The 22317-nt window shown below is 67.7% G+C and carries 21 protein-coding genes; 11 read left to right on the forward strand and 10 right to left on the reverse strand.

What is annotated here, in order from left to right:
* Positions 1-6: 6 nt before the first annotated feature.
* Entirely contained in the window at positions 7-1278 is a 1272-nt protein-coding gene (satS, locus tag CG716_RS10565) for a protein export chaperone SatS (protein ID WP_094479193.1), read from the reverse strand.
* A gap of 44 nt (positions 1279-1322) precedes the next feature.
* On the opposite strand from satS, the gene CG716_RS10570 reads away from it, so the two are divergent.
* The gene (locus CG716_RS10570; protein WP_094479195.1) at positions 1323-1895 is read left to right on the forward strand and encodes a YdcF family protein; all 573 of its coding nucleotides are present in this window, start codon (positions 1323-1325) and stop codon (positions 1893-1895) included.
* A 20-nt stretch (positions 1896-1915) separates the two neighbouring features.
* Positions 1916-2539, forward strand: coding sequence for a uracil phosphoribosyltransferase (upp, locus tag CG716_RS10575; protein ID WP_094479196.1), 624 nt, complete (start codon positions 1916-1918; stop codon positions 2537-2539).
* Here the strand turns inward: upp and CG716_RS10580 are convergent, their stop codons facing one another.
* On the reverse strand, positions 2540-4132 hold the full coding sequence (locus tag CG716_RS10580) for a phospho-sugar mutase (RefSeq protein WP_094479198.1): 1593 nt from the start codon (positions 4130-4132) through the stop codon (positions 2540-2542).
* On the reverse strand, positions 4129-4587 hold the full coding sequence (locus tag CG716_RS10585) for a MarR family winged helix-turn-helix transcriptional regulator (protein WP_094479200.1): 459 nt from the start codon (positions 4585-4587) through the stop codon (positions 4129-4131). Before CG716_RS10585 ends, CG716_RS10580 begins: the two co-directional genes overlap by 4 nt.
* Positions 4588-4673: 86 nt before the next feature.
* On the opposite strand from CG716_RS10585, the gene CG716_RS10590 reads away from it, so the two are divergent.
* A complete protein-coding gene (locus CG716_RS10590) occupies positions 4674-5786 on the forward strand; it encodes an AbrB family protein (protein ID WP_094479202.1) in 1113 nt (370 codons plus the stop codon).
* Here the strand turns inward: CG716_RS10590 and CG716_RS10595 are convergent.
* A complete protein-coding gene (locus CG716_RS10595; RefSeq protein ID WP_420093182.1) occupies positions 5705-6490 on the reverse strand; it encodes a purine-nucleoside phosphorylase in 786 nt (261 codons plus the stop codon). The two genes, CG716_RS10590 and CG716_RS10595, sit on opposite strands and share 82 nt — an antisense overlap.
* 37 nt (positions 6491-6527) lie before the next feature.
* Here CG716_RS10595 and CG716_RS10600 point away from each other — a divergent pair, with 37 nt between their 5' ends.
* From CG716_RS10600 to galE, 3 genes are read left to right on the forward strand one after another with little or no spacing between them, the layout of a single operon-like run.
* Positions 6528-7718: a M20 family metallopeptidase gene (locus CG716_RS10600; protein WP_094479204.1), complete on the forward strand. Its 1191-nt coding sequence runs from the start codon at positions 6528-6530 to the stop codon at positions 7716-7718.
* On the forward strand, positions 7715-8884 hold the full coding sequence (locus tag CG716_RS10605; RefSeq protein ID WP_094479206.1) for an amidohydrolase: 1170 nt from the start codon (positions 7715-7717) through the stop codon (positions 8882-8884). The genes CG716_RS10600 and CG716_RS10605 overlap by 4 nt, the downstream gene beginning before the upstream one ends.
* Complete coding sequence (gene galE, locus CG716_RS10610; RefSeq protein ID WP_094479208.1) at positions 8884-9843, forward strand: UDP-glucose 4-epimerase GalE; 960 nt, start codon at positions 8884-8886, stop codon at positions 9841-9843. The genes CG716_RS10605 and galE overlap by 1 nt, the downstream gene beginning before the upstream one ends.
* Positions 9844-9936: 93 nt before the next feature.
* Here galE and CG716_RS30735 read toward each other — a convergent pair whose 3' ends face one another.
* Positions 9937-10089: a hypothetical protein gene (locus tag CG716_RS30735; protein ID WP_234817809.1), complete on the reverse strand. Its 153-nt coding sequence runs from the start codon at positions 10087-10089 to the stop codon at positions 9937-9939.
* A 54-nt stretch (positions 10090-10143) separates the two neighbouring features.
* Here CG716_RS30735 and CG716_RS10615 point away from each other — a divergent pair, with 54 nt between their 5' ends.
* Complete coding sequence (locus CG716_RS10615; RefSeq protein ID WP_337360771.1) at positions 10144-10845, forward strand: endonuclease domain-containing protein; 702 nt, start codon at positions 10144-10146, stop codon at positions 10843-10845.
* Between the two features lie 58 nt (positions 10846-10903).
* On the opposite strand, the gene CG716_RS10620 is transcribed toward CG716_RS10615, so the two are convergent.
* Positions 10904-11392, reverse strand: coding sequence for a gamma-glutamylcyclotransferase family protein (locus CG716_RS10620; protein WP_094479212.1), 489 nt, complete (start codon positions 11390-11392; stop codon positions 10904-10906).
* 62 nt (positions 11393-11454) lie between these two features.
* On the opposite strand from CG716_RS10620, the gene CG716_RS10625 reads away from it, so the two are divergent.
* Genes CG716_RS10625 through CG716_RS10640 form a run of 4 tightly spaced genes read left to right on the forward strand, consistent with a single transcriptional unit; the run spans position 11455 to position 16073 of the window.
* Positions 11455-12870: an NAD(P)H-quinone dehydrogenase gene (locus tag CG716_RS10625; RefSeq protein ID WP_094479214.1), complete on the forward strand. Its 1416-nt coding sequence runs from the start codon at positions 11455-11457 to the stop codon at positions 12868-12870.
* Between the two features lie 10 nt (positions 12871-12880).
* Positions 12881-14626, forward strand: a complete 1746-nt coding sequence (locus tag CG716_RS10630) for a glycerol-3-phosphate dehydrogenase/oxidase (RefSeq protein ID WP_094479216.1) — start codon at positions 12881-12883, stop codon at positions 14624-14626.
* The gene (locus tag CG716_RS10635) at positions 14623-15495 is read left to right on the forward strand and encodes a pseudouridine synthase (RefSeq protein WP_094479218.1); all 873 of its coding nucleotides are present in this window, start codon (positions 14623-14625) and stop codon (positions 15493-15495) included. The genes CG716_RS10630 and CG716_RS10635 overlap by 4 nt, the downstream gene beginning before the upstream one ends.
* A gap of 32 nt (positions 15496-15527) precedes the next feature.
* A complete protein-coding gene (locus CG716_RS10640) occupies positions 15528-16073 on the forward strand; it encodes a DUF1269 domain-containing protein (RefSeq protein WP_094479220.1) in 546 nt (181 codons plus the stop codon).
* Here the strand turns inward: CG716_RS10640 and nei2 are convergent.
* Genes nei2 through CG716_RS10660 form a run of 4 tightly spaced genes read right to left on the reverse strand, consistent with a single transcriptional unit; the run spans position 16042 to position 22306 of the window.
* Positions 16042-16809: an endonuclease VIII Nei2 gene (gene nei2 / locus CG716_RS10645; protein ID WP_094479222.1), complete on the reverse strand. Its 768-nt coding sequence runs from the start codon at positions 16807-16809 to the stop codon at positions 16042-16044. The genes CG716_RS10640 and nei2 overlap by 32 nt on opposite strands.
* A gap of 21 nt (positions 16810-16830) precedes the next feature.
* On the reverse strand, positions 16831-17253 hold the full coding sequence (locus tag CG716_RS10650; protein ID WP_094479224.1) for a PPOX class F420-dependent oxidoreductase: 423 nt from the start codon (positions 17251-17253) through the stop codon (positions 16831-16833).
* A gap of 44 nt (positions 17254-17297) precedes the next feature.
* Positions 17298-17702: a DUF4189 domain-containing protein gene (locus CG716_RS10655; protein ID WP_094479226.1), complete on the reverse strand. Its 405-nt coding sequence runs from the start codon at positions 17700-17702 to the stop codon at positions 17298-17300.
* 44 nt (positions 17703-17746) lie between these two features.
* A complete protein-coding gene (locus CG716_RS10660; RefSeq protein WP_094479434.1) occupies positions 17747-22306 on the reverse strand; it encodes an ATP-dependent helicase in 4560 nt (1519 codons plus the stop codon).
* Between the last annotated feature and the right edge of the window lie 11 nt (positions 22307-22317).

Here is a 22317-nt window from a genome sequence, read left to right on the forward strand (position 1 = left end):
GGATTGTTACTCGCGGCGCAGCCGCGACTCGACGAACCGCTCGATCTCTTCCCACTCCTTCGCCGCGGCCGCGTACGGCCCGGTGGGGCGGGGGTTCTCCTCGGGATCGAGCACGTGGTCGACGAGCTTGCCCAACGGCCGGTCCTCGCCCAGCAGCCGGTCGACCAGATCCTCCTCCGAGTACTCGCCGACGTCGCGGACGAGTTCGATCGCCAGCTCCAGCTGATCGCGGTCGACCGCGTCAGGACCATCGGAGATGTCGTCCGACAACCCGGTGAGGATGTAGATGTTGTCCTCGGTCACGTCGACCCGCAGCGAGCCGTCCGTGGCCGCGGTATGGATGTCGTCGTAGGTGCTCAGGTCCGACAGGTCGTGGTCGCGTTGGTCGGCCAGGTACCGAGCCAGTGAGCGTTCCGAACCGAACACACTGATCCGGCCGTTGCGGCCCAGGAAGATCGGCCGGTCGTCGAAATAGCACCGCAGCGTGTAGAGCGTCGACGAGGCGATCGTGATTCGCACCGGGTCGATGCCGACCTCGGCCCAGAAATCGGCGTCGCCGCCGAGCACCACGTTATGGTGCGCGGCGCCCTCGTCGGCGTCCTCGGCCTCGGAATCGGTGTCGTCGGTTGCGTCGTCCTCGTCGGTCGCGGCTTCTTCGGGCTCGTCGATCTCGTCCTCGTACGGCTCGTCCAGCTCGGCCGCGGCCAGCTTGGCGGCCCGCTCGTCCACGTCCGGGGTGGTGATCACCTCGTCGACCGCAGCCAGAACGCTGTCCCACCCGCGGCCGACGATCTCGCCGACCACGCTCCAGCGCTTGAGCCCCTGCTTCCCGCTGAACTGCTCGAAGCCGCCCGAGAGCAGCCCCAGATTGGGGTTGCCGTTGAAGAACCGTGTCACCGCGGGCAGTTCGCACACCGAGCCGATCGACGACACGACGGCCATCGTGTTGGCCAGTGCGGTCACCGACTCTTCGGTGGGCTTCTCGGCCAGCAGCTCTTCGACGGAAACCAGGTCCACCTCGCGGTCTGACGTCGGTTCCAGCTTGTGGGCGTTGGCGTCGGTCAGGTCCGCCCACGCCGGGTGATCGGTCAGGTCGTTGTCGGTGCTGGTGCGCACGAATGCGGTCAGGTCCGCCACCGACTCGAACGCGAAGAGGTCCTCGTCCTTGCCGAGGAACGCCTCCCACTCGTCGCCGCCGTCGCGCCAGCGGGGCGCCCAGAGGGTGTACAGGTCACCAGCAGTCACGCCGATGCGGACCGGAACGAGCTCAGCAGCCATGCCGCACAGCCTAACGACGCTCGCTGGCCGGTAACCTGCCCCCCGTGGGGAGGCGTCGTCGCGCGGTCGCGATTGTGGTGGTGATCTGCCTGGGATTCGTCGGCATCCTGGGTGTCACCGGATTCGTCCTGTTCAACCGCCCGCACGCCGACCCGCTGACCAAAGCCGACGCGATCATCGTCCTCGGCGGCGAAAACGACGGCCGTGTGCAGTACGGCCTGAGACTTGCCGAGCAGGGTTACGCCGAAACGGTGGTGCTGTCCAACTCCTACTCGGAATACGGAGCGGATGCTGTGGTCTACCGCCGAGCGTGCGCCTCAAGCACCGCGACGGTCACCGTCATCTGCTTTCGGCCAGACCCGTTCACCACCCGCGGCGAAGCGATGTACGTCACGCAACTTGCCAAGCAACGCAACTGGACCCACGTGATCGTGGTGTCCTGGAACTTCCACATGGTTCGGGCTCGCTACATTTTCCATCAGTGCTTCGACGGCAGCGTCACCATGCGGCCGGTCCCGCGGACCTATGACTACTCGCCGTGGAAGTGGGCCACCGTGTACGCCTACCAATACTCCGCGCTGATCAAAGCCTTGGTTCTCGGCTGCGACGCGGGCTGACGCTCCTCTAGTCTCTGCGCATGGACGTGAGCGTGATCGACCACCCACTGGCCAGAGCACGGCTGACCACTTTGCGCGACGAGCGTACTGACAACGCCGCCTTTCGTTCCGCGCTGCGCGACCTGACCCAGATGCTGGTCTACGAGGCCACTCGCGATGCGCTCTGCGAGGAGATCACCGTGCGTACGCCGATGGCCGACACTGTCGGCGCGCGCCTGGCCGCTCCGCCGCTGCTGGTGCCGGTGTTGCGGGCCGGCCTCGGGATGGTCGACCAGGCTCATGCGTTGATCCCCGAAGCGCAGGTCGGTTTCGTGGGGGTGGCCCGCGACGAGACCACTCATCAGCCGACGCCCTACCTGCAGTCGCTGCCGGATGACCTGAGCGCACACCCGGTGATGGTGCTCGATCCGATGCTGGCCACTGGGGGCTCGATGGTCTACACGATCGGATTGCTGCACGATCGAGGGGCGCGCGATATCTGCGTGGTGTGCGTGGTCTGTGCACCGGAAGGCATTGCCGCGCTGGAAAAGGCCGCTCCGCACGCCCGGCTGTTCACCGCGACAATCGATGACGGGCTCAATGACATCGCCTACATCGTGCCGGGTCTTGGGGACGCCGGTGACCGCCAGTTCGGGCCCCGCTGACTACCAGCTTCTCGCGACTTCCAATAGCTGCTCCTGCACGACGGCTGCTCGCCTGCGGGCGTGGGCCAGATCCGAGCCGACCACCTGGCCGACTTCGATGTAGCACTTCACTTTCGGCTCGGTCCCGGAGGGTCGCACCACCACCCGTATCGATGTCTGATCGTCACCGCCGGTGAGGAACAGTGCATCGGCCTGCTCGGTGACTTTGATGGCATAGCCGGCCAGTTCGGTCGGCGGCGTGGTGCGCAGCCGGGTCATCATCGCCGCCCCCGCGGCGGGGCTGGCCACCCGTCGCGATACCGCCGCGGTCGTGTGCACGCCGTGCCGCAGAGCCAGCCGATCGAGTGCGGTGGTAACCGAATCACCCTGCGCACCAAGGCTTGCCACCAGGTCGCAGACGACCACCGCAGCACTGACACCGTCCTTGTCCCGCACCGCCGGCGGGTCCACGCAGTGGCCGATGGCCTCCTCGTACGCATAGACCAGGCTGCGGTCGGCCAGTCCGGCGTCGGCGCGGGCGAGCCATTTGAATCCGGTGAGCGTCTGGACGTGGTGGGCGCCGTGGTAGGCGGCGATCGCCGCCAACAGCTGTGACGACACCACGCTGCTGGCCACCACGCTGTGGTCGGTTCGTTCTGGTGGCAGTGCGGACAGGATGTAATCACCTAGCAGCCAACCTGTTTCGTTGCCTGAGAGCATTCGCCAGCCGTTGGAGGTGGGGATGCCGACAGCGCAGCGGTCAGCATCGGGGTCCAGTGCGATCGCGACGTCCGCGCCGATTCGCTCGGCCAGCTCCAACAGCGCATCGGCGGCGCCGGGCTCCTCCGGATTGGGGAAGGCCACCGTCGGGAAGTCCGGGTCGGGGTCGAATTGGCTTGTCACCGTGTGCACATCGTCGAACCCGGCCGATTGGAGGACTCGCACCGCAAGTTCGCCGCCGACACCGTGCATGGCCGTCAGCGCCACTCGCGGCTTGCCTCGGGTGGTTCGGCGCAGCGCCGCCGCGCGGGCGACATAGGCGTCCACCAGTGTGTCGTCGGCGGGTCGCACCGGCAGGCGGGCGATCTGGTCGGCCGGGGGAGCGGCGGTCATCCCCGCCTCGATCTCGCGGTCGGCCGGCAAGACGATCTGCAAGCCGCCGTCGAAATAGACCTTGTAGCCGTTGTCTTCCGGCGGGTTGTGCGAGGCGGTGATCTGCACCCCGGCGGCGGCGCCGGTGTGCCGCACTGCGAACGCGACGACCGGGGTGGGCACCGGATGTTCCCAGGTGATCACCGAAAATCCTTGAGCGGCAAATACTTCAGCTGCCGCTGCGCCGAACTGCGCCGACCCGTGCCGGGCGTCTCGGCCGACGACGACCGTCGAACCGCCCAGGCCGCGCTCGGTCAGCACCCGGGTCACCGCCCAACTGGCCCGCAGTACCACCGCGAGGTTCATCGCGTCGGGACCGCCGCGCACCGGCCCGCGCAGGCCCGCGGTGCCGAATGTCAGCGATCGGGCGAAACGGGCGGTGAGCTCGTCGCGATCCAGTGCGGCCAACTCGGCGGCCGTGACAGGATCGGGATCGTGGGCAATCCAGTCCTCGGGGGTCACGGCACTGATTGTGCCGCGCGCTCGGCGTCGGCCAGCTTCCGCAGGACCGGCGCGGTGAGCATCAGCAGGTTGAATTCCAGCTCGCAGAGATGATCGCGCATCGTCTCGTACAACCACCCGTCGCGCTGTGCGCGGTCGCGCAGCAGCAACTCGAGCCCGTCGGCGGTGAGCTCGATCAGTTGCCGGCGGCGATCGGTATCGTCGGTGCGGCGGGAGAGCAGGCCCCGGGATTCGAGTTCGTTGATGCCGTCGGTCAGCGACTGCACCCGGACGTGCAGCCGGGCGGCGATCTCCGCCGGTGTGGTCACCCCGGCCCGGCTCACGTCGCCGAGGATTTCGAGCTGGCTGATCGTCAGCCCGTTGTCGGGACGATGCCTGCGAAGCTGACGGGCCAGCGCCATCATCGCTTCCCGCAATTCGGTAGCTGTAGCCGACGGTGCGGCGTTTACGGTCATATAGCAAGTTATACCTTGCTAATTGGTGATTAATCTCGCCTGACTTGCAGTTGGCACAGAAAGAAATACAAGGGCATACTTGCTATATGCGATGGGTTCTACTGGTGCTTGTGACGATCGGGGTCACCGTGCCACTGAACCGGCTCGGCGTCCCATCCGCAGCATTGTTCGCGGCCCTGCTGGTCGGCATCGTGCTCGCGATCGCCCGGCTGGCGCCCGCCGGCGTGCCGCGCGTCGCCGGATTGGCGGCCCAGGGGGCGCTCGGCGTCTACATCGGAACCATGGTGCACTCCGATTCGCTGTCGGCTCTCGGCCCGAACTGGCCGGTGGTCGTCGGCGTCGGCGTGGTCACGCTGCTGCTCAGCATCGGCGCGGGTGCGCTGCTTGGATTACACCGGGACATCAGCGCGCTCACCGGGGCGCTCGCGCTGGTCGCCGGTGGCGCGTCCGGCTTGGTGGCGATCGCACGAGAACTCGGCGGTGACGATCGGGTGGTCGCTGTCGTCCAATACCTGCGGGTGGCCGTCATCACCGCGTCGATGCCCGTTGTCGTCACCCTCGTCTACCACGCCGACCGGTCGTCGCATGCGGCAATGGATTCCCAATCCCATTCGGCCCCTTGGTATCTGAACTTGGCGTTGATCGTCGGGCTGGTGGTTGCCGGATCCGTCGTCGGCAGGCTGGCGCGGCTACCCGGAGCCGGTCTACTGGGTCCGATGGCGTTGACCATCGTGGCCGAACTGAGCGGCTGGTCGCTGGGCCTGGCCGTGCCCGCAGTGCTGGTGTCAGCCTCCTACATGCTGATCGGCTGGCAGGCCGGGGTGGCGTTCACCCGCGAGTCGTTGCGAGCGATCGAACGGCTGCTGCCTGCCGCGCTCGGTCTGATCGTCCTGCTCAACGTCGCCACCGCGGGGTTGGGGGTGGCGCTTTCGAAGATCACCGGCGTCAGCATGCTCGACGGCTATCTGGCCACCAGCCCGGGCGGTATCTACGCCGTGCTCGCCACCGCGGTCGAAACCGGCTCCAATGTCACGTTCATCGTCGCCACCCAGGTGGTGCGCGTCCTGCTGATGTTGTTCGCCGCGCCCCTGCTGGCCCGCGGCTTGGTGCGCCTGACCTACAGGCGCGCCAGCACCGACGCCAGCAGCGAGCCCATCGCCGTGGCCGATGCCCGGCCGGCCGCCAGCACTTCGTCGTGACTGAGCGGCTGACCGGTCATCCCGGCGGCCAGGTTCGTCACCAGCGACACCCCGAGTACCTCCGCGCCTGCTGCGCGCGCGGCGATGGTTTCGTGCACGGTCGACATGCCCACCAGATCGGCTCCAAGCGTCCGCAGCATCCGGATCTCGGCAGGAGTCTCGTAATGCGGACCCGGCATGCCCGCGTAGACGCCCTCGGCCAGGGTCGGATCGACCGCGAGGGCCAGTTCCCGCAGCCGTGGCGAGTACGCGTCGACGAGGTCGACGAACTGGGCTCCGACCAGCGGGGAGCGGGCTGTCAGGTTCAGGTGGTCGCTGATCAGGACCGGCTGCCCGACCCGATACTCGGGTCGCAGGCCCCCGGCCGCGTTGGTCAACACGACGACCTTCGCGCCGGCCGCGCGTGCCGTGCGCACCGGATGGACCACGGCGCGCAGGTCGTGACCTTCGTAGGCGTGGATGCGGCCCAACAGCACCAGCACGTTGTGCGAAGCGACGGGCACCGACAACACCCGGCCGCGATGCCCGAGTGCCGACGGGGGAGTGAACCCGGGGATCGCCGACATCGGAACCTCGGCCACCGGTGTTCCCAGCGCAGCGGCGGCCGGTGCCCACCCCGACCCGAGGACCACTGCGACGTCGTGCCGCTCCACACCGGTGCGCTCGGCGATCACCGTTGCGGCATGCTCGGCGTCTGGACTCACAGCCAGCGAGCCTAGCCGCCAATGCGATACTTCGTGGATGCCTACAGCCACTGCGTCGACCCGCGTCGAGGACGTGGTCGCGGCGCGTCGTGGCGATCTGATCGAACTCTCCCACGCCATTCATGCCGAGCCGGAACTCGCCTTCGACGAGCACCGCAGCTGCGCCAAGACCCTGGCGTTGGTGGCTGAGCGCGGCTTCGAGATCAGTGCGGCACCCGGTGGTTTGGACACCGCATTCCGCGCCGACTTCGGCTCTGGTCCGCTGGTGATCGGGATCTGCGCGGAGTACGACGCCCTGCCCGGCATTGGCCACGCGTGTGGACACAACATCATCGCGGCGTCGGCCGTCGGCACCGCCCTGGCGCTGGCCGAGGTGGCCGACGAACTCGGGCTCACGGTGGCCCTGATCGGAACGCCCGCCGAGGAGTCCGGCGGCGGCAAGGCCCTGCTGATCGACGCGGGCGTATTCGACGACGTCGCGGCCGCCGTCATGCTGCACCCCGGACCCATCGACATCGCCGCCGCTCGGTCGCTGGCGCTGTCCGAAGTCATCGTCACCTACACCGGCCGGGAATCCCATGCGGCGGTCGCGCCGTATATGGGTGTCAACGCCGCTGATGCGGTGACGGTCGCGCAGGTGGCGATCGGGCTGCTGCGCCAGCAGATGGCGCCCGGCCAGCTGGCCCACGGCATCGTCACCGAAGGCGGCTCGGCCACCAACGTCATCCCCGGCCGGGCGCGGCTGCAGTACACGATGCGTGCCGTCGACACCGATTCACTGCGGGGACTGGAAGCCAAGATGCGCGGCTGCTTCGCTGCGGGCGCGGTCGCGACCGGATGCGAGCACGAGATTGCCGAAGCCGCACCGCCGTACGCCGAACTGACCCCCGACCCCTGGCTGGCCGAGGTGATCCGCGACGAGATGACGAAGATCGGCCGCAACCCTGTTCCTGCCGACGTGGAGGCCGCAATGCCGTTGGGCAGCACCGACATGGGCAATGTCACGCAACTGCTACCGGGAATCCATCCGGTGGTGGGCATCGAATCGGACGGCGCGGTGATCCACCAGCCCGGCTTCACCGTCGCCGCGGGTGGGCCCAGCGGTGATCGTGCGGTCGCCGAGGGCGCGATCATGTTGGCGCGCACAGTCGTTCGGTTGGCCGAGACGGTTGCCGAGCGCGATCGGGTATTGGAACTTCGAGATCGGCGGGGGGCGGATCGCCGATGAGCATCGCCGACACCACAGAGTCCTGGCTGGCCGGAAGCTTCGATGATCTGGTGCAGTGGCGCAGGCACATTCACCGCTATCCGGAGTTGGGCCGACAGGAGTTCGCCACCACGCAGTTCGTCGCCGACCGTCTGGTGGAGGCTGGGCTCAACCCCAAGGTGTTGCCCGGCGGGACGGGTCTGACATGTGACTTCGGCCCCGAGCATGCGCCGCGAATTGCGTTGCGGGCCGATATGGACGCGCTGCCGATGGCCGAACGCACCGGCGCCCCCTACAGCTCGACGGTGCCGAACGTCGCGCACGCGTGTGGGCACGACGCCCACACGGCCATGCTGATCGGAGCGGCGACGGCGCTGGCGTCGGTGCCGGAACTTCCCGTCGGTGTGCGGCTGGTCTTTCAGGCGGCCGAAGAGCTGATGCCCGGTGGTGCGATCGACGCGATCGCGGCCGGCGCGCTGGTCGGGGTGTCGCGAATCTTCGCGCTGCACTGCGACCCTCGGCTGTCGGTGGGACGGGTCGCGATCATCCCGGGTCCCATCACGTCGGCGGCGGATTCGATCGAGATCACATTGCACTCACCCGGCGGTCACACGTCGCGGCCTCATCTGACGTCGGATCTCGTTTATGGCATGGGCACGCTGATCACCGGGCTGCCCGGCGTGTTGTCGCGCCGGATCGATCCGCGACACAGCACCGTTATGGTGTGGGGTGCGGCAAACGCCGGTGTCGCGGCCAACGCGATCCCGCAGTCCGGAACGTTGGCGGGTACAGTGCGCACGGCCAGCCGCGATACCTGGGTAGCAATGGAAAGTCTTGTGCGGGAAATTGTTTCGGGTCTGCTTGCTCCCCTTGGTGTCGAGCACACGCTTCAGTACCATCGTGGTGTGCCGCCGGTTGTCAACGAGGAACGCTCGACGCAGATCATGACGCACGCCATTGAGGCGGTGGGGCCGGACACGCTGGCCGACACCCATCAGTCCGGTGGCGGTGAGGACTTCTCCTGGTATCTGGAGGAGGTGCCCGGCGCGATGGCGCGGCTGGGTGTGTGGAGTGGTCAGGGACCGCAACTGGACCTGCACCAGCCGACGTTCGACCTCGACGAGAGGGCGCTCGCGGTCGGGGTCCGAGTGCTGGTCAACGTCGTCGAGCAGTCTGCGGAGTTCTGATGAAACTTCTGGTGACCGGGGGCGCGGGATACGTCGGCAGCGTGTGCGCCGCAGTGCTGTTGGAGCAGGGGCACGAGGTGGTAGTCGTCGACGACCTCTCGACGGGCAATGCCGATGCCGTCCCGGCGGGGGCGCAGTTCGTCGAGGCTGACATGGTCGAGGTGGCCCCGGACCTGCTGGGCGCCGGAGCGTTTGACGGGGTGTTGCACTTCGCCGCGAAGTCGTTGGTGGGGGAGTCCGTCGCGGAGCCGGAGAAGTACTGGCGTGGCAACGTCGTCAAGACGCTGGAACTGCTCGAGGCGATGCGTGCGGCCGGCACGCCGCGGCTGGTGTTCTCGTCGACGGCGGCGACCTACGGCGAGCCCGAGTCCGTGCCGATCACCGAGGAGGCGCCGACTCGGCCCACGAATGCCTATGGCGCCACCAAGCTCGCGATCGACCACGCGATCACGTCCTACGCCACCGCACATGGCCTGGCCGCCACGAGCCTGCGCTACTTCAACGTGGCCGGTGCATACGCCGGCTTCGGTGAGCGGCACGCCACCGAGACGCACCTGATTCCGCTGGTGTTGCAGGTGGCCACCGGCCGGCGGCCCGAGATTCTGGTGTTCGGCACCGACTGGCCCACACCGGACGGCACGTGCATCCGCGACTACATCCACGTCCGCGATCTCGCCGACGCTCACCTGCTCGCGCTGCAGACCTCGAAGCCGGGCGAACATCGAATCTACAACCTGGGCAACGGCACGGGCTTTTCGGTTCGCGAGGTGATCGCGTCTTGCGAACGGATCACCGGTGGGCCCATTGCGGCGCGTGATGTCGAGCGCCGAGCCGGTGACCCGGCGGTGCTCATCGCCTCCAGCGACAAGGCCGTCACCGAACTCGGCTGGAAACCCCAGCACACCACCATCGACGAGATCGTCGCCGACGCTTGGGAATTCACCCGCTCGCGCTTTTGACCGCGAGCGTGCGTGTCAGCACAGCGACACGCCGCATTTGTGAGCAGCCCACGCACGCTCGTTGTCCACAGGGCTGACTTTCCGACGGTGTGTTCAGCGTGCAACATCACCGGGATGCACGACGCGCTTGCCGCGCTGTTTGAGAGCCAGGACGGAGTGGCGACAGCCGGCCAGATCCTCGCCGTAGTGAGTCGGCGTCAATTCGAGATGCTTCTGGAATGCACTGCAGTAGAACGTATCTGGCACGGAGTTTACAGTTACGGACCCGCTGGCACGGCCCGCAGGCTCAAGGGTCTCGACGTGGCTTGCGGAGAGGTGGTGGGCATCTGCATGGCCACTGCGGCGGGTGCATACGGTTTCGATACCGAGAACAGCGCCGAATTGCACGTGCTGAACCCATCTGGGCACCAGCTGCGGCCTACCGATGGGCTCGTCGTGCACCGCCGCGACGGTGCTCCCTTGACCCTGGTGTCAGGTCGCCCGGCCACGGCACCGGCGTGGACAGCCATCGAGGTAGCCCGCACATTGCGACGTCCGCGAGCGCTTGCCACGCTCGACGCCGCTCTGCGCTCAGGGCGCTGCGATCCGTCAGATTTATCCCGCGGTGCGGCGGCGCAGCAGGGGCGACGAGGCATAGTGAAGGTCCGCCAATTGCTTCCGCTTGCCGACGCCCGAGCCGAGTCGCCGATGGAAAGCGAAGCCCGCCTCGTCATGATCGATGGCGGGCTTCCCACCCCGGTTCTGCAGCACGAAGTCGTCGACGCTCGCGGAAGGCTGCGCAGGCTCGACTTCGCGTGGCCGAGTCACAGGGTCGCCGCCGAATACGACAGCGGTGAATGGCACGTCGGGGCGGATGCGCTTCGACGCGACAGGGAAAAGCTGGCCGCACTGCAAGACCTCGGATGGATGGTCGTGCCGATTGTCGTCGACGACGTGCGGCGCCACCCGAGCGCGCTGGTCAACCGTATCCATGCACATCTTGTCGCGCGTGAGTGTGCGTGAAGTGATCGCGGCGACCGCGTGTCCATGTGCAGACACGCACGCTCGCGAGTGGGAGGTATTAGCTGCTGCTGCTGCTGGTCCCCGGGCCGATATTGCGCGCCGGACGGGTGCGCAGGTCGTGCACGTACTCAGCTGGGGCACCGGCGATCTCGGCGGCGTCAGCCATCACGCCGATGTACCGCGCCGAGGGCAGCCCGCCTTCCCAGGCGTCCAGTACATAGAGCCACGCCAGCACGGGATCGGTTGTGGTGTCCGTGGATTCGCACTCGATACGGCATCTGATCTTCTTGTGGAAGCCCAGCTCCGAGCCTTCCCAGCGGTCCAGGTTCTGCTCGTCGGCGGCGGTCATGTCGTAGAGCACCACGAACACCTTCGACTCGGGCTCCTCGACCAGCGTCGCCAGCGCGCCTTCCCAGCCGATGTCCTCGCCGGCGAACGTCAGCCGCCAGCCGTGCAACCAGCCGGTGCCGGCCATCGGGGAATGCGGCGCGCGCTCCAGCATCTGATCGGGATGCATGTTGGACCCGTAGGCGGCGTAGAGCGGCACGGGGAAAGCCTAGAGTGTCTGGTCGTCAGGAGCGCAGGGACTCCGGTGATTAGGCTAGGTCCGTGACGACGCGGATCGTGATCATCGGTGGGGGGCCGGCAGGATACGAGGCCGCACTGGTCGCCGCAGGTCGTGGCAAGGACGTCGCCGAGGTCACCGTGGTGGACTCCGACGGCATCGGCGGAGCCTGCGTGCTGTTCGACTGCGTGCCGTCCAAGACGTTCATCGCATCGACGGGTGTGCGCACCGAGTTGCGCCGCGCCTCGGGGCTGGGTTTCGACATCGGCATCGACGATGCAAAGATCTCGCTGCCCCAGATCAACAACCGGGTGAAGACCCTGGCCCGCTCCCAGTCGGCGGACATCGGCACGCAGTTGCTGCGCGAGAAGGTCAACGTAGTGCAGGGCCGCGGCGAGCTGATCGACTCGATACCGGGGATGGCGCACCACCGGGTGCGGGTCACCACACCTAACGGCCAGGTCGGCACGCTCAAGGCCGACGTGGTGCTGATCGCGACCGGCGCGAGCCCCCGGGTGTTGCCGAGCGCGGTGCCCGACGGGGAGCGAATCCTGACCTGGCGGCAGCTCTATGACCTTCCTGAGCTGCCCGATCACTTGGTGATCGTGGGTTCCGGAGTCACCGGCGCGGAGTTCTGCAACGCCTACACCGAGCTCGGCGTAACCGTGACGGTGGTGGCCAGCCGCGACCAGATCCTCCCGCACGAGGACAGCGACGCGGCCGCGGTGCTCGAAGAAGTCTTCGCCGAGCGTGGCGTGACCCTGGTCAAAAACGCGAGGGCGAGCTCGGTGCTGCGCACCGCCGACGGGGTCAAGGTCACGATGGCCGACGGCCGCGTCGTCGAAGGCAGCCACGCGCTGATGACCGTCGGCTCGGTGCCCAACACCACTGGTCTGGGCCTGGAGCGGGTCGGGATCGAGCTGGGGCCGGGCAACTACATTCCGGTCGATCGGGTGTCGCGGACGGCCGCCTCCGGCATCTACGCCGCCGGTGACTGCACCGGGTTGCTGCTGCTGGCCTCGGTCGCGGCGATGCAGGGCCGGATCGCGATGTACCACGCACTCGGCGAGGGAGTGGCGCCGATTCGGTTGCGCACGGTGGCCTCGGCCACCTTCACCAGGCCGGAAATCGCCGCCGTCGGGGTGCCGCAAACCGCCATCGACGACGGCTCGGTGCCCGCGCGCACCCTGATGCTGCCGTTGAACACCAACGCGCGGGCCAAGATGTCGCTGCTCACGCGTGGTTTCGTGAAGATATTCTGCCGGCCGGCCACCGGCGTCGTCATCGGCGGGGTGGTGGTGGCGCCGATCGCCTCCGAGCTGATCCTGCCGATCGCGCTGGCGGTGCAAAACCGCATTTCGGTGAGCGATCTGGCGCACACCCTCTCGGTGTACCCGTCGCTGTCCGGGTCGATTGTCGAGGCTGGGCGCCGCCTGATGGCGCACGACGATCTCGACTAGCCTGGGGCACATGAGCGACCTGATCCTTAGACCGGGCACCGGTCAGACCTTTCTCGGACCTTCCGAACGTGCGCAAGCCTGGCAGCGACTGGGCAGCGAGCAGTTCGACGTCGTCGTCATCGGTGGCGGCGTGGTCGGTGCGGGTTGCGCACTGGATGCCGCGACCCGCGGGCTGAAGGTGGCGCTCGTCGAAGCCCGCGACTTCGCGTCGGGCACGTCGAGCCGCAGTTCGAAGATGTTCCACGGCGGCCTGCGCTATCTCGAGCAGCTGGAGTTCGGCCTGGTGCGCGAGGCGCTGCATGAGCGTGAGCTGTCCCTGACCACACTGGCGCCGCATCTGGTCAAGCCGCTGCCGTTTCTGTTCCCCTTGACCAATCGGGTGTGGGAGCGCCCCTACGTCGCGGCCGGCATCTTCCTCTACGACCAGCTGGGCGGCGCGAAATCTGTTCCCCCGCAAAAGCATTTGACGAAGTCGGGGGCGCTTAGGCTGGCGCCGGGCCTCAAGCGGAGTTCGCTGATCGGCGGTATCCGCTACTACGACACGGTCGTCGACGACGCCCGCCACACCATGACCGTCGCGCGGACCGCCGCCCACTACGGCGCGGTGGTGCGGACGTCGACGCAAGTGGTTTCCCTGTTGCGCGAGGGTGACAGGGTGGTCGGGGTGAGGATCCGGGACTCCGAAGACGGCGCGGTCGAGGAGGTTCGCGGTCACGTCGTGATCAACGCGACCGGGGTGTGGACCGACGAGATCCAGGCACTGTCGCGCGAGCGCGGCCGATTCCGGGTGCGTGCCTCCAAGGGCGTGCACATCGTGGTGCCCCGGGACCGCATCGTGTCCGAGGTGGCGATCATCCTGCGCACCGAGAAGTCGGTGTTGTTCGTGATCCCGTGGGGCACGCACTGGATCATCGGGACCACCGACACCGACTGGAATCTCGATCTGGCGCATCCGGCCGCGACGAAGGCCGATATCGACTACATCCTCGGGCACGTCAACACGGTGCTGGCGACTCCGCTGACCCACGACGACATCGACGGCGTGTATGCCGGGCTGCGGCCACTGCTGGCCGGGGAGAGCGAGGAGACCTCCAAGCTGTCGCGTGAGCACGCGGTGGCGGTGCCATCACCGGGGCTGGTCGCGATCGCGGGTGGCAAGTACACGACGTACCGGGTGATGGCCGAGGACGCGGTCGACGCCGCAGCCGAGTACATCCCGGCCCGGGTTGCGCCGTCGATCACCGAGAAGGTGCCGCTGATGGGCGCCGACGGCTACTTTGCATTGATCAACCAGACGCAAAGCGTGGGCGCCCGCTACGGTCTGCATCCCTACCGGGTGCGTCACCTGCTGGACCGCTACGGCTCGCTGATCGGTGAGGTGCTGGCGCTGGCGGCTGACAAGCCTGAGCTGCTCGAGCCGATCACCGATGCGCCGGTGTATCTCAAAGTCGAGGCGGCCTACGCCGCGGCCGCCGAAGGGGCGCTGCACCTGGAGGACATCCTGGCCCGCCGGATGCGGATCTCGATCGAGTACCCGCACCGCGGGGTCGACTGCGCTGCCGAGGTCGCCGACGTCGTGGCGCCGATCCTGGGCTGGAGCGAGGCGGATTGCGCCCGCGAGGTGGCGACGTACATCGCCCGAGTGGAGGCCGAGGTGCTGTCGCAGACCCAGCCCGACGATGAATCCGCCGATGCGCTGCGGGCGGCGGCACCCGAGGCGCGCGCGGAGATCCTCGAGCCGGTCCCGCTGAATTGAGGCGGCGGCGCCCGGCACCACTCCCGGATCGCGACGGTGTGGGCCCGGCGCGGGTCCGGCTGCGTGGCGGAGCGGTGCTCGTCGAACTGGCCGACCGGTTCGGGGATGCCGCCGCAGAAAAGGTGTTCAACGGTGAGGTAGTCGACGCCGACGGGGCGGTGGTCACGGCTTCGACCGTGTTGCCGCCCGGTGCGCACGTCTTCCTGTACCGGGAGCTACCCGACGAGGCGGTGGTGCCGTTCGACATCCCGGTGCTCTACCGCGACGACGACATCGTGGTCGTCGACAAGCCACACTTCCTGGCCACCATGCCACGGGGTGGGCACGTCGCGCAGACGGCGTTGGTTCTTTTGCGCCGCTCGCTGGACCTGCCCGAGCTCAGCCCGGCCCATCGGCTCGACCGGCTGACCGCGGGGGTGCTGCTGTTCACGGTGCGCCGCGAGGTTCGCGGTGCCTACCAGACCCTCTTCGCTCGAGGGCTGGTGTCCAAGACTTACCTGGCGCGGTCTTCGGCGGTGGCTGAGGTGGCGCTACCCACCGTGGTGCGTAGTCGAATCATCAAGCAGCGCGGCAAGTTACAGGCATTCGAGGAGCAGGGCGAACCGAATGCCGAGACGGTGGTCGAGGCCTTGGGGGATGGGTGCTATCGGTTGAGCCCGCGCACCGGGCGCACACATCAGCTGCGCGTGCACATGTCCTCGCTGGGTCTGCCGATCGACAACGATCCGCTGTATCCGAACGTCGTGGAGGTGGCTGCCGACGACTTCTCGTCCCCGTTGCAGCTGGTGGCACATCGACTGGAGTTCCAGGATCCGTTAAATGGGCAATCGCGGTCGTTCGTCAGCTCTTCCGGTGTCTCCGGTCCCTAGTGGGGCGGTGTGATCCGCGTCATGCTGATCGAATGGATGACGATCATGAATTGGTCCTGGTCGCGGCGTACTCAGATATCGACAGGGCCCGTGCTGACTTCGAAGAACTCGGGCAGCGCATCAAGCACGGCATGGAGATGCGCGCCGCCGCGCTGGTGATCAAGGACGCCGAGGGGCAGGCACAGGTCGTCGAGGCGCACAATCGCCACGGACGGGTGGCTGTGGGAATAGGCGCCTGCGTCGGGCTGCTGTTCGGACTGTTTATCCCGCCGATTGGACTGTCCATCTTGGCCGGCGGGGCCACGGCCGGGTTGGTCGCCGCGATTGCCGAGCACGAGCTGCGAACCGGTCTGCGGCGCGAGATCGCGGACGCACTCGAGGCGGGCACTGGCGTGGTGATGGCTGTGGTCTACCCGAACGGCCGGATCCCCGTTGAGGTGACTTTGTCGCGCGCGGAGAGCGTCTCGGCGCTTCGGATGGACAAGTCCACGATCAACAGCATCGAGGCGGCGGTTGCCGATGCAATGGCCGGCGCCGGCCACCCGCTCAACGCTGGCACGACGGGCACCAGTACGTGACGCGATCGGCATCGGAGGATTCGGCGCGGCGGATCGGCGTGCGGCAGCGCCGGCACGGCTCGCCGGCCCGGCCATAGACCCAGAGTTCTTGTCCGCGCCGACGGTTGCCGGTGGTGGTGCGGTCCCAGCGGGCGCGATTGGCCCACAACATGTCTCGTGCTCGAGTGACCACGCGAAGCGGGTCGGCGAGGCTGCTGACCGGGCTGGTCGGCAGCCGGCCGAAAAGGAAGCACAGCTCGTTGGCGTACACGTTGCCCACGCCGGCCAGCACCCGTTGATCAAGCAGCGCGGGGGCGAGCGGCCGGTCCGGATCGGCGGCCAGGTTGGCCGCGGCGAGTTCGGGATTCCAGTCGTCGCCGAGAAGATCGGGACCCAGGTGGGCGACGACGTCCTGGTCGTTCTCACGGTCGAGTATCTCCAGCACACCAAGGTCGATACCCAGCGCCTGAATCTCACTGGCTTCGAGGATGATTCGGATCTTGTGGGCTTGCCGCTGCGGCTTGCCCCGGGGTCCCACGCGCCAGGCGCCGTCCATCTTCAGATGCGAGTGGATACTCGCCGGGCCGACCCGGACGAACAGATGCTTGCCACGGCTGATCACCTCGTCGACGGTGTGGCCGCTGAGATCTACGGTGGCGTAACGCGGTACGCGGATATCGCAGCGCGTCAGGGTCTTACCGACCAGCGCGTCGCGCAGGTTGGCGGCGGTGTGGAAGACGGTATCGCCCTCGGGCATGGTTCCAGCCTAGAAGGGTGCTCAGTCGGTGATGTTGAACGCTTTGTTCACCTTCGTCGGCGTCACCCGCACAATGAGCTCACTCGGTGTCGCGTTCCGCCGGCCGTATTCTTCGGCCCGGTCCGCACCCATGTAGCGGCCGCCGATACGAGTGGCGAAATCCAGGAGTTCGTCCGGGTCATCGCTTGTCGACGCGGTCCCTTGGACCTGAACAAACGAGTACGGGGGATGTTGATCGTCAACGCAGATCACCACCCGTGGGTCGCGGCTGAGCGCACGTCCTTTGGCGGACTGCTTTCCGGTGTTGAACACCAGTTGATTGCCGTCGACGATGAACCACACCGGCGCGACCAGCGGTCTGCCGTCTGCGGCGACATAGCCCAGCTTGGCTGTGCGAGTGCCGTCAGAGAGGAACGCAATCACATCGTCGCCTAATTCACCCATGCCATCGAGACTAGGACTGTCGATGCGTTACGTCACGCGCCGCTTCACCCGTTGCAATCGCGCAGGTCGATCGTCGACCCGGGAGGGGCGCCGTTGAGGGCAGCCCCATCAGCGGCGTCCTGAAACAGCGCGTTTCCTCCGGCGAAGGTTTTGCCGTCCGGGCTCACCGCGATCGACAAACAGCCGAGGCCTGAGGCGAGCACTTGACAGTCGTTTGTCTTTCCTTTGACGTCACACCACAACTCGGCCGCGTCTTCGGCGCCCTGGCGCGTCTCGTAGTTCAGCCGCATCACTTCCTGGCCGGTCGAGGTCGACGCCGCGGCCGCGCCCCAACATCCCGGCTCGCATTCGAAGTCGATGTCGGCGTGCGCCGCCGGCGAACTCGCCAGCGATCCGGCGGCGGCAACAACGCCGATGCACCATCCGATAACGCATCCTGCAGTCTTCATGCTCCTAGCGCACAGCGGTCGGCAGGCTACCGATCCCAACAACCTCAGCGCAGGCGCAGGCCCCGCGGGGTCCGGGCAAATCCGGCATCAACCAACGCGTCGGCGGTTGTTCGCCGCTCGGAATGCGCGGCGGCCTCCAGCACCGAGAAACCGTCGAGCTTTTCGACCAGCACAACACCGATGCGCCCGCTGCTGACCAACTCGGCCAGCGTCCCCGCCGCGGCGCGCTGCGCTTCCTCGTCTGCGCTGAAGTTCAGCAGTGAGCGGCCACCGCGTTCCAGGAACCACACCAGCTCGCCGTCCACCAACACCACCAGCGCGCCCGCTTTCCGTCCGGGGCGGTGACTGGAATCGGCATCAGATCGGGCCGGCCAGGGTAGCGCCGCGCCGTACGGGTTGGCCGGGTCGGCCGCGGCCAGCACGACCGCGCGGTAGTCGGGGCGTTCCGGATCGACGCCGTCGAGATAGGTCCGCAGCCGGTCGACCGTCGATGCCACCGCGAACTGCGCGCCGCCCAGGGATTCGACGAAATAGCCGCGCTGGCAACGCCCGGCATCTTCGAACCCGGTCAGCACCTTGTACAGCGTGGCGAAACCACCGGGCACACCCTCGGCTGCGACCGCACCTTTGGTCAGCACGCCATGCCGGTTGAGCAGTAGCTCGGCCGAAAAATGTGCTCGCACCGTGGAGTCCGGTTCCCGTGCCGGCACCGCTGACCATCGACCGGCAACCGTCGAATCCACAGCCCGGGTCTGCGGGTGCGCCACCGAGTAGCGGCTCAGCCGAGGCGCGCGCCGTTGCCGGTGCGCCGGTGCGGCGGCGCGTCGGGGGCCAGGCTTGCGCCCACCGGCCAGCATGGCGCGCACGGGCGCGAAGGTGTCGCCGGTGATCCAGCCAGCCCAGATCAGCTCCCACAGTGCGGCTTTGAACGTCTCTTCCGATCCGTCGACCAGTTGGCGGAAGAAGAACGCGCCGCGAGCTTCGCCGGGCTCGCCCAGAATTTCGAGGATGGCGCGGTGGGTGTCGGTGAAGGCGATCTCGGCTGGCGTGGCCAGTGTCAGCGGCGCGGTGTCGGCCTGGTGGAATGCGATCCAGCCGTCGCCGGCCGAGATCGAGCCCGCACCCGACCAGGTGACCTCACCGGAGGCCAGCAGTTCGTCGAGCATCGCCGGTTGGTAGTCACGCACCCGCGGAACGAACACCAGCGATTCGACGGCCGAGGCCGGCACCGGCACCCCCGCCAGTTGGTCGATCACCGAGGCCAGCCCGTCGACACCGGAGGTCGCACCGCTGCCGACCTGCTGCCAGGCCGGCAAGAAGCGGGCGTAGGCGGCCGTGCTGACCGGCTCCACTTGCGCACGCAGCGCCGCCAACGAGCGGCGGCGAAGGATGCGCAGCACTTCGGCGTCACACCACTGGTCGGCCCCCGCGGAGGCGGGATATCCGGCTGGGGTCGTCGCGGCCACGAACTCGCCGCGAATCAGCTTGCCGTCAATGGCCATTCGGCCCAGTACGTCGGCGGCGACCCTCAGGCCGAGGCCGAATCGGGCCGCGGCCTCGGCGGTGGTGAACGGTCCACGGGTGCGGGCGAACCGGCCCATCAGTTCGCCGAGCGGGTCGGCCACCGCCTCGGTGAAGCTCGTCGGTACCCCAACCGGCACCGCGACGCCGACTGCGTCTCGCAGCCGGCCGATGTCCTCGATTCCCGCCCACCAGAACTGACCGGCATAGGACAGAGGCAGTACCCGCTTAGCGCCATGGAGACCGTCAAGCCACGCACCGACATCGCTGGCTGTGCAGCGCTCGGTGATCTCGGCCTCCGTCAGCGGGCCTAGCAAGCGCAGGAGGTCGGCCACCCCTTCCGCATCGCGGGCTTTGCGTTCTTCCGAAAGGTGTTGCAGTTGGCGCGATGTCGCGGCAATGACATCGGGGTCGAGCAATTCCCGCAGTTCGACGCGGCCGAGCAGCTCGGCCAACAAGGTGCTGTCCAGGGACAGTGCGGCAGCTCGGCGCTCGGCCAGCGGGCTGTCGCCCTCGTACATGAAAGCCCCGACGTAGCCGAACATCAGCGACACCGCGAACGGTGACGGTATCGGGGTCTCGACCTCCACCAACCGCACCCGCCACTGGGCGATCCGGCCCATCAACTCGGTCAGCATCGGGACGTCGTACACGTCCTGCAGGCATTCCCGCACTGCCTCCAGCACGATCGGGAAATCGGGGTATTTGCGCGCCACGTCCAGCAATTGGGCTGCCCGCTGCCGCTGATGCCACAGTGGCGAGCGCTTGCCGGGATGGCGTTTGGGCAACAGCAACGCCCGGGCCGCGCATTCCCGGAAGCGGGACGCGAACAGTGCCGAACCGCCCACCTCGGTGGTGACCAGCGGCTCGATCTCGTCGGGGGCGAAGACGAACAGGTCGGCTCCGGGCGGAGCATCCTCGGTGTCGGGCAACCGCACCACGATGCCGTCGTCGGAGGCTGTCGGCTTCTCGTCGATGCCGTAACGCTCCAGCAGCCGGCGGCTGACCGCCAGGGCCAGCGGCCCGTGCACTTTCAAGCCGTACGGCGAGTGCAGCACTACCCGCCAGTCGCCCAGTTCGTCGCGGAAGCGCTCCACCAGCAAGGTGGTGTCGCTGGGCACGGTCGAGGTGGCGGTGCGCTGATCGTCGAGCAGCTGCCACAGGTTGTCGGTGGCGTAGTCAGCGAATCCTAATTCACTGCAGCGGTTTTCGAACTCGTCGCGGCTCAGCCCGGCAAGTTCTCCGGTGAACTTGCCGATCGCCTGGCCGAGCTCGGCGGGCCGGCCCGCGTCGTCACCGCGCCAGAATGGCAGGCGGGCGGGTTGCCCGGGCGCGGGGATGACGAGCACCCGATCATGGGTGATCTCGGTGATTCGCCAACTGGTGGCGCCCAGCGAGATCACGTCACCCGGCCTGGATTCGTAGACCATCTCTTCGTCGAGTTCGCCGACGCGCGAAGGCTTTTCGGAGTCGGTGGCCAGGTAGACGGTGAACAGGCCGCGGTCGGGGATGGCCCCGCCGGACGTCACGGCCAGACGCTGGGCGCCGGGGCGGGCCGTCAGTGTGCCGGTATCCCGGTCATAGATCAGCCGTGGCCGTAGTTCGGCAAAATCAGTGGACGGATACTTCCCCGCGAGTAGGTCGAGCGTTGCCTCAAACGCGCTGCGCGGCAGCGTCGCAAACGGGGCACTGCGGCGCACGACGTCGAACCATTCGTCAGCGCCGACCGGTTCCAGTGCGCACGCGGCGACGGTGTGCTGTGCCAGGATATCGAGCGGATTAGTGGGCACGCGCATGGTTTCGATCTGCCCATCGAGCATTCGCTGCACGCTGACCGCACAGCCGATCAGATCGGTGCGGTGCTTGGGAAACAGCACGCCACGGGAGATCTCGCCGACCTGGTGGCCGGCCCGGCCGATACGCTGCAGCCCGCTGGCCACCGACGGCGGCGCCTCGACCTGGATCACCAGATCGACGGCGCCCATGTCGATGCCGAGTTCCAGGCTCGATGTCGCGACGACCGATTTGAGCCGTCCACTCTTGAGGTCATCCTCGACGATGGCGCGCTGCTCCTTGGACACCGAACCGTGGTGCGCGCGGGCCAGCAGTGGTTCGGCGCCATAGGTTTGGCCGCTGCCCATGATGTGGGCGGGTGGCCCGCCGGGCACCTGGCGGTTGGGCGGTGCGTCCAGTTCGATTCCTGACCGCTCAGCGTGAATCTCGTTGATGCGCGCGGTGAGTCGCTCAGCCAGCCGCCGGGAGTTGGCGAACACGATCGTGGAATTGTGCGCCTCGATGAGGTCGACGATGCGGGCCTCGACATCGGGCCAGATGGTGTTGTTCTCGAGGTTGGCCATGTCGGGCACCGGCACCTGCACCGTCAGCTCGAACGTCTTGGCGGCCGGGGGAGCGACGATGGTCGTCGGCCGGGTGCCGGAGAGGAACCGGGCCACTTCCTCCGGTGGTCGGACCGTCGCCGACAACCCGATGCGCTGGGCCGGGGTATCCAACAGCGCATCGAGCCGCTCCAGTGACAACGCCAGATGCGCGCCGCGTTTGGTGCCTGCGACGGCGTGCACCTCGTCCACGATCACGGTCTGCACGCCGGTCAGGGTGTCGCGTGCCGCGGAGGTCAGCATCAGGAACAGCGACTCGGGCGTGGTGATCAGGATGTCGGGCGGCTTGGTGATCAGCTCGCGGCGACGGGCCGGCGGGGTATCGCCGGAACGGACGCCGACGCTGATCTGCGGGGCAGGGACGCCGTCGCGTTCGGCGATGCGGGTGATACCGGTCAGCGGGGTGCGCAGGTTGCGCTCGACGTCGACTGCCAGGGCCTTGAGCGGGGAGATGTAGAGCACTCGCGTGCCCGGCCTAGCCCCCGGGTCGCTGCGCTTTTCGGGCTGGTTGGCCAGCCGGTCGATCGCCCACAGAAATGCCGCCAGCGTCTTACCCGATCCGGTCGGGGCGATGACCAGCGTGTTGTCGCCGTCGGCGATGGCCGACCAGGCGTTGGCCTGCGCAGCGGTCGGCTCGGCGAAGGTGCCCGTGAACCAGCGCCGGGTCAGCGGACTGAACCGGCTCATCGGATCGGCGG

The organism is Mycolicibacterium sphagni, from assembly GCF_002250655.1.
In the GTDB taxonomy this organism is placed as follows: domain Bacteria; phylum Actinomycetota; class Actinomycetes; order Mycobacteriales; family Mycobacteriaceae; genus Mycobacterium; species Mycobacterium sphagni.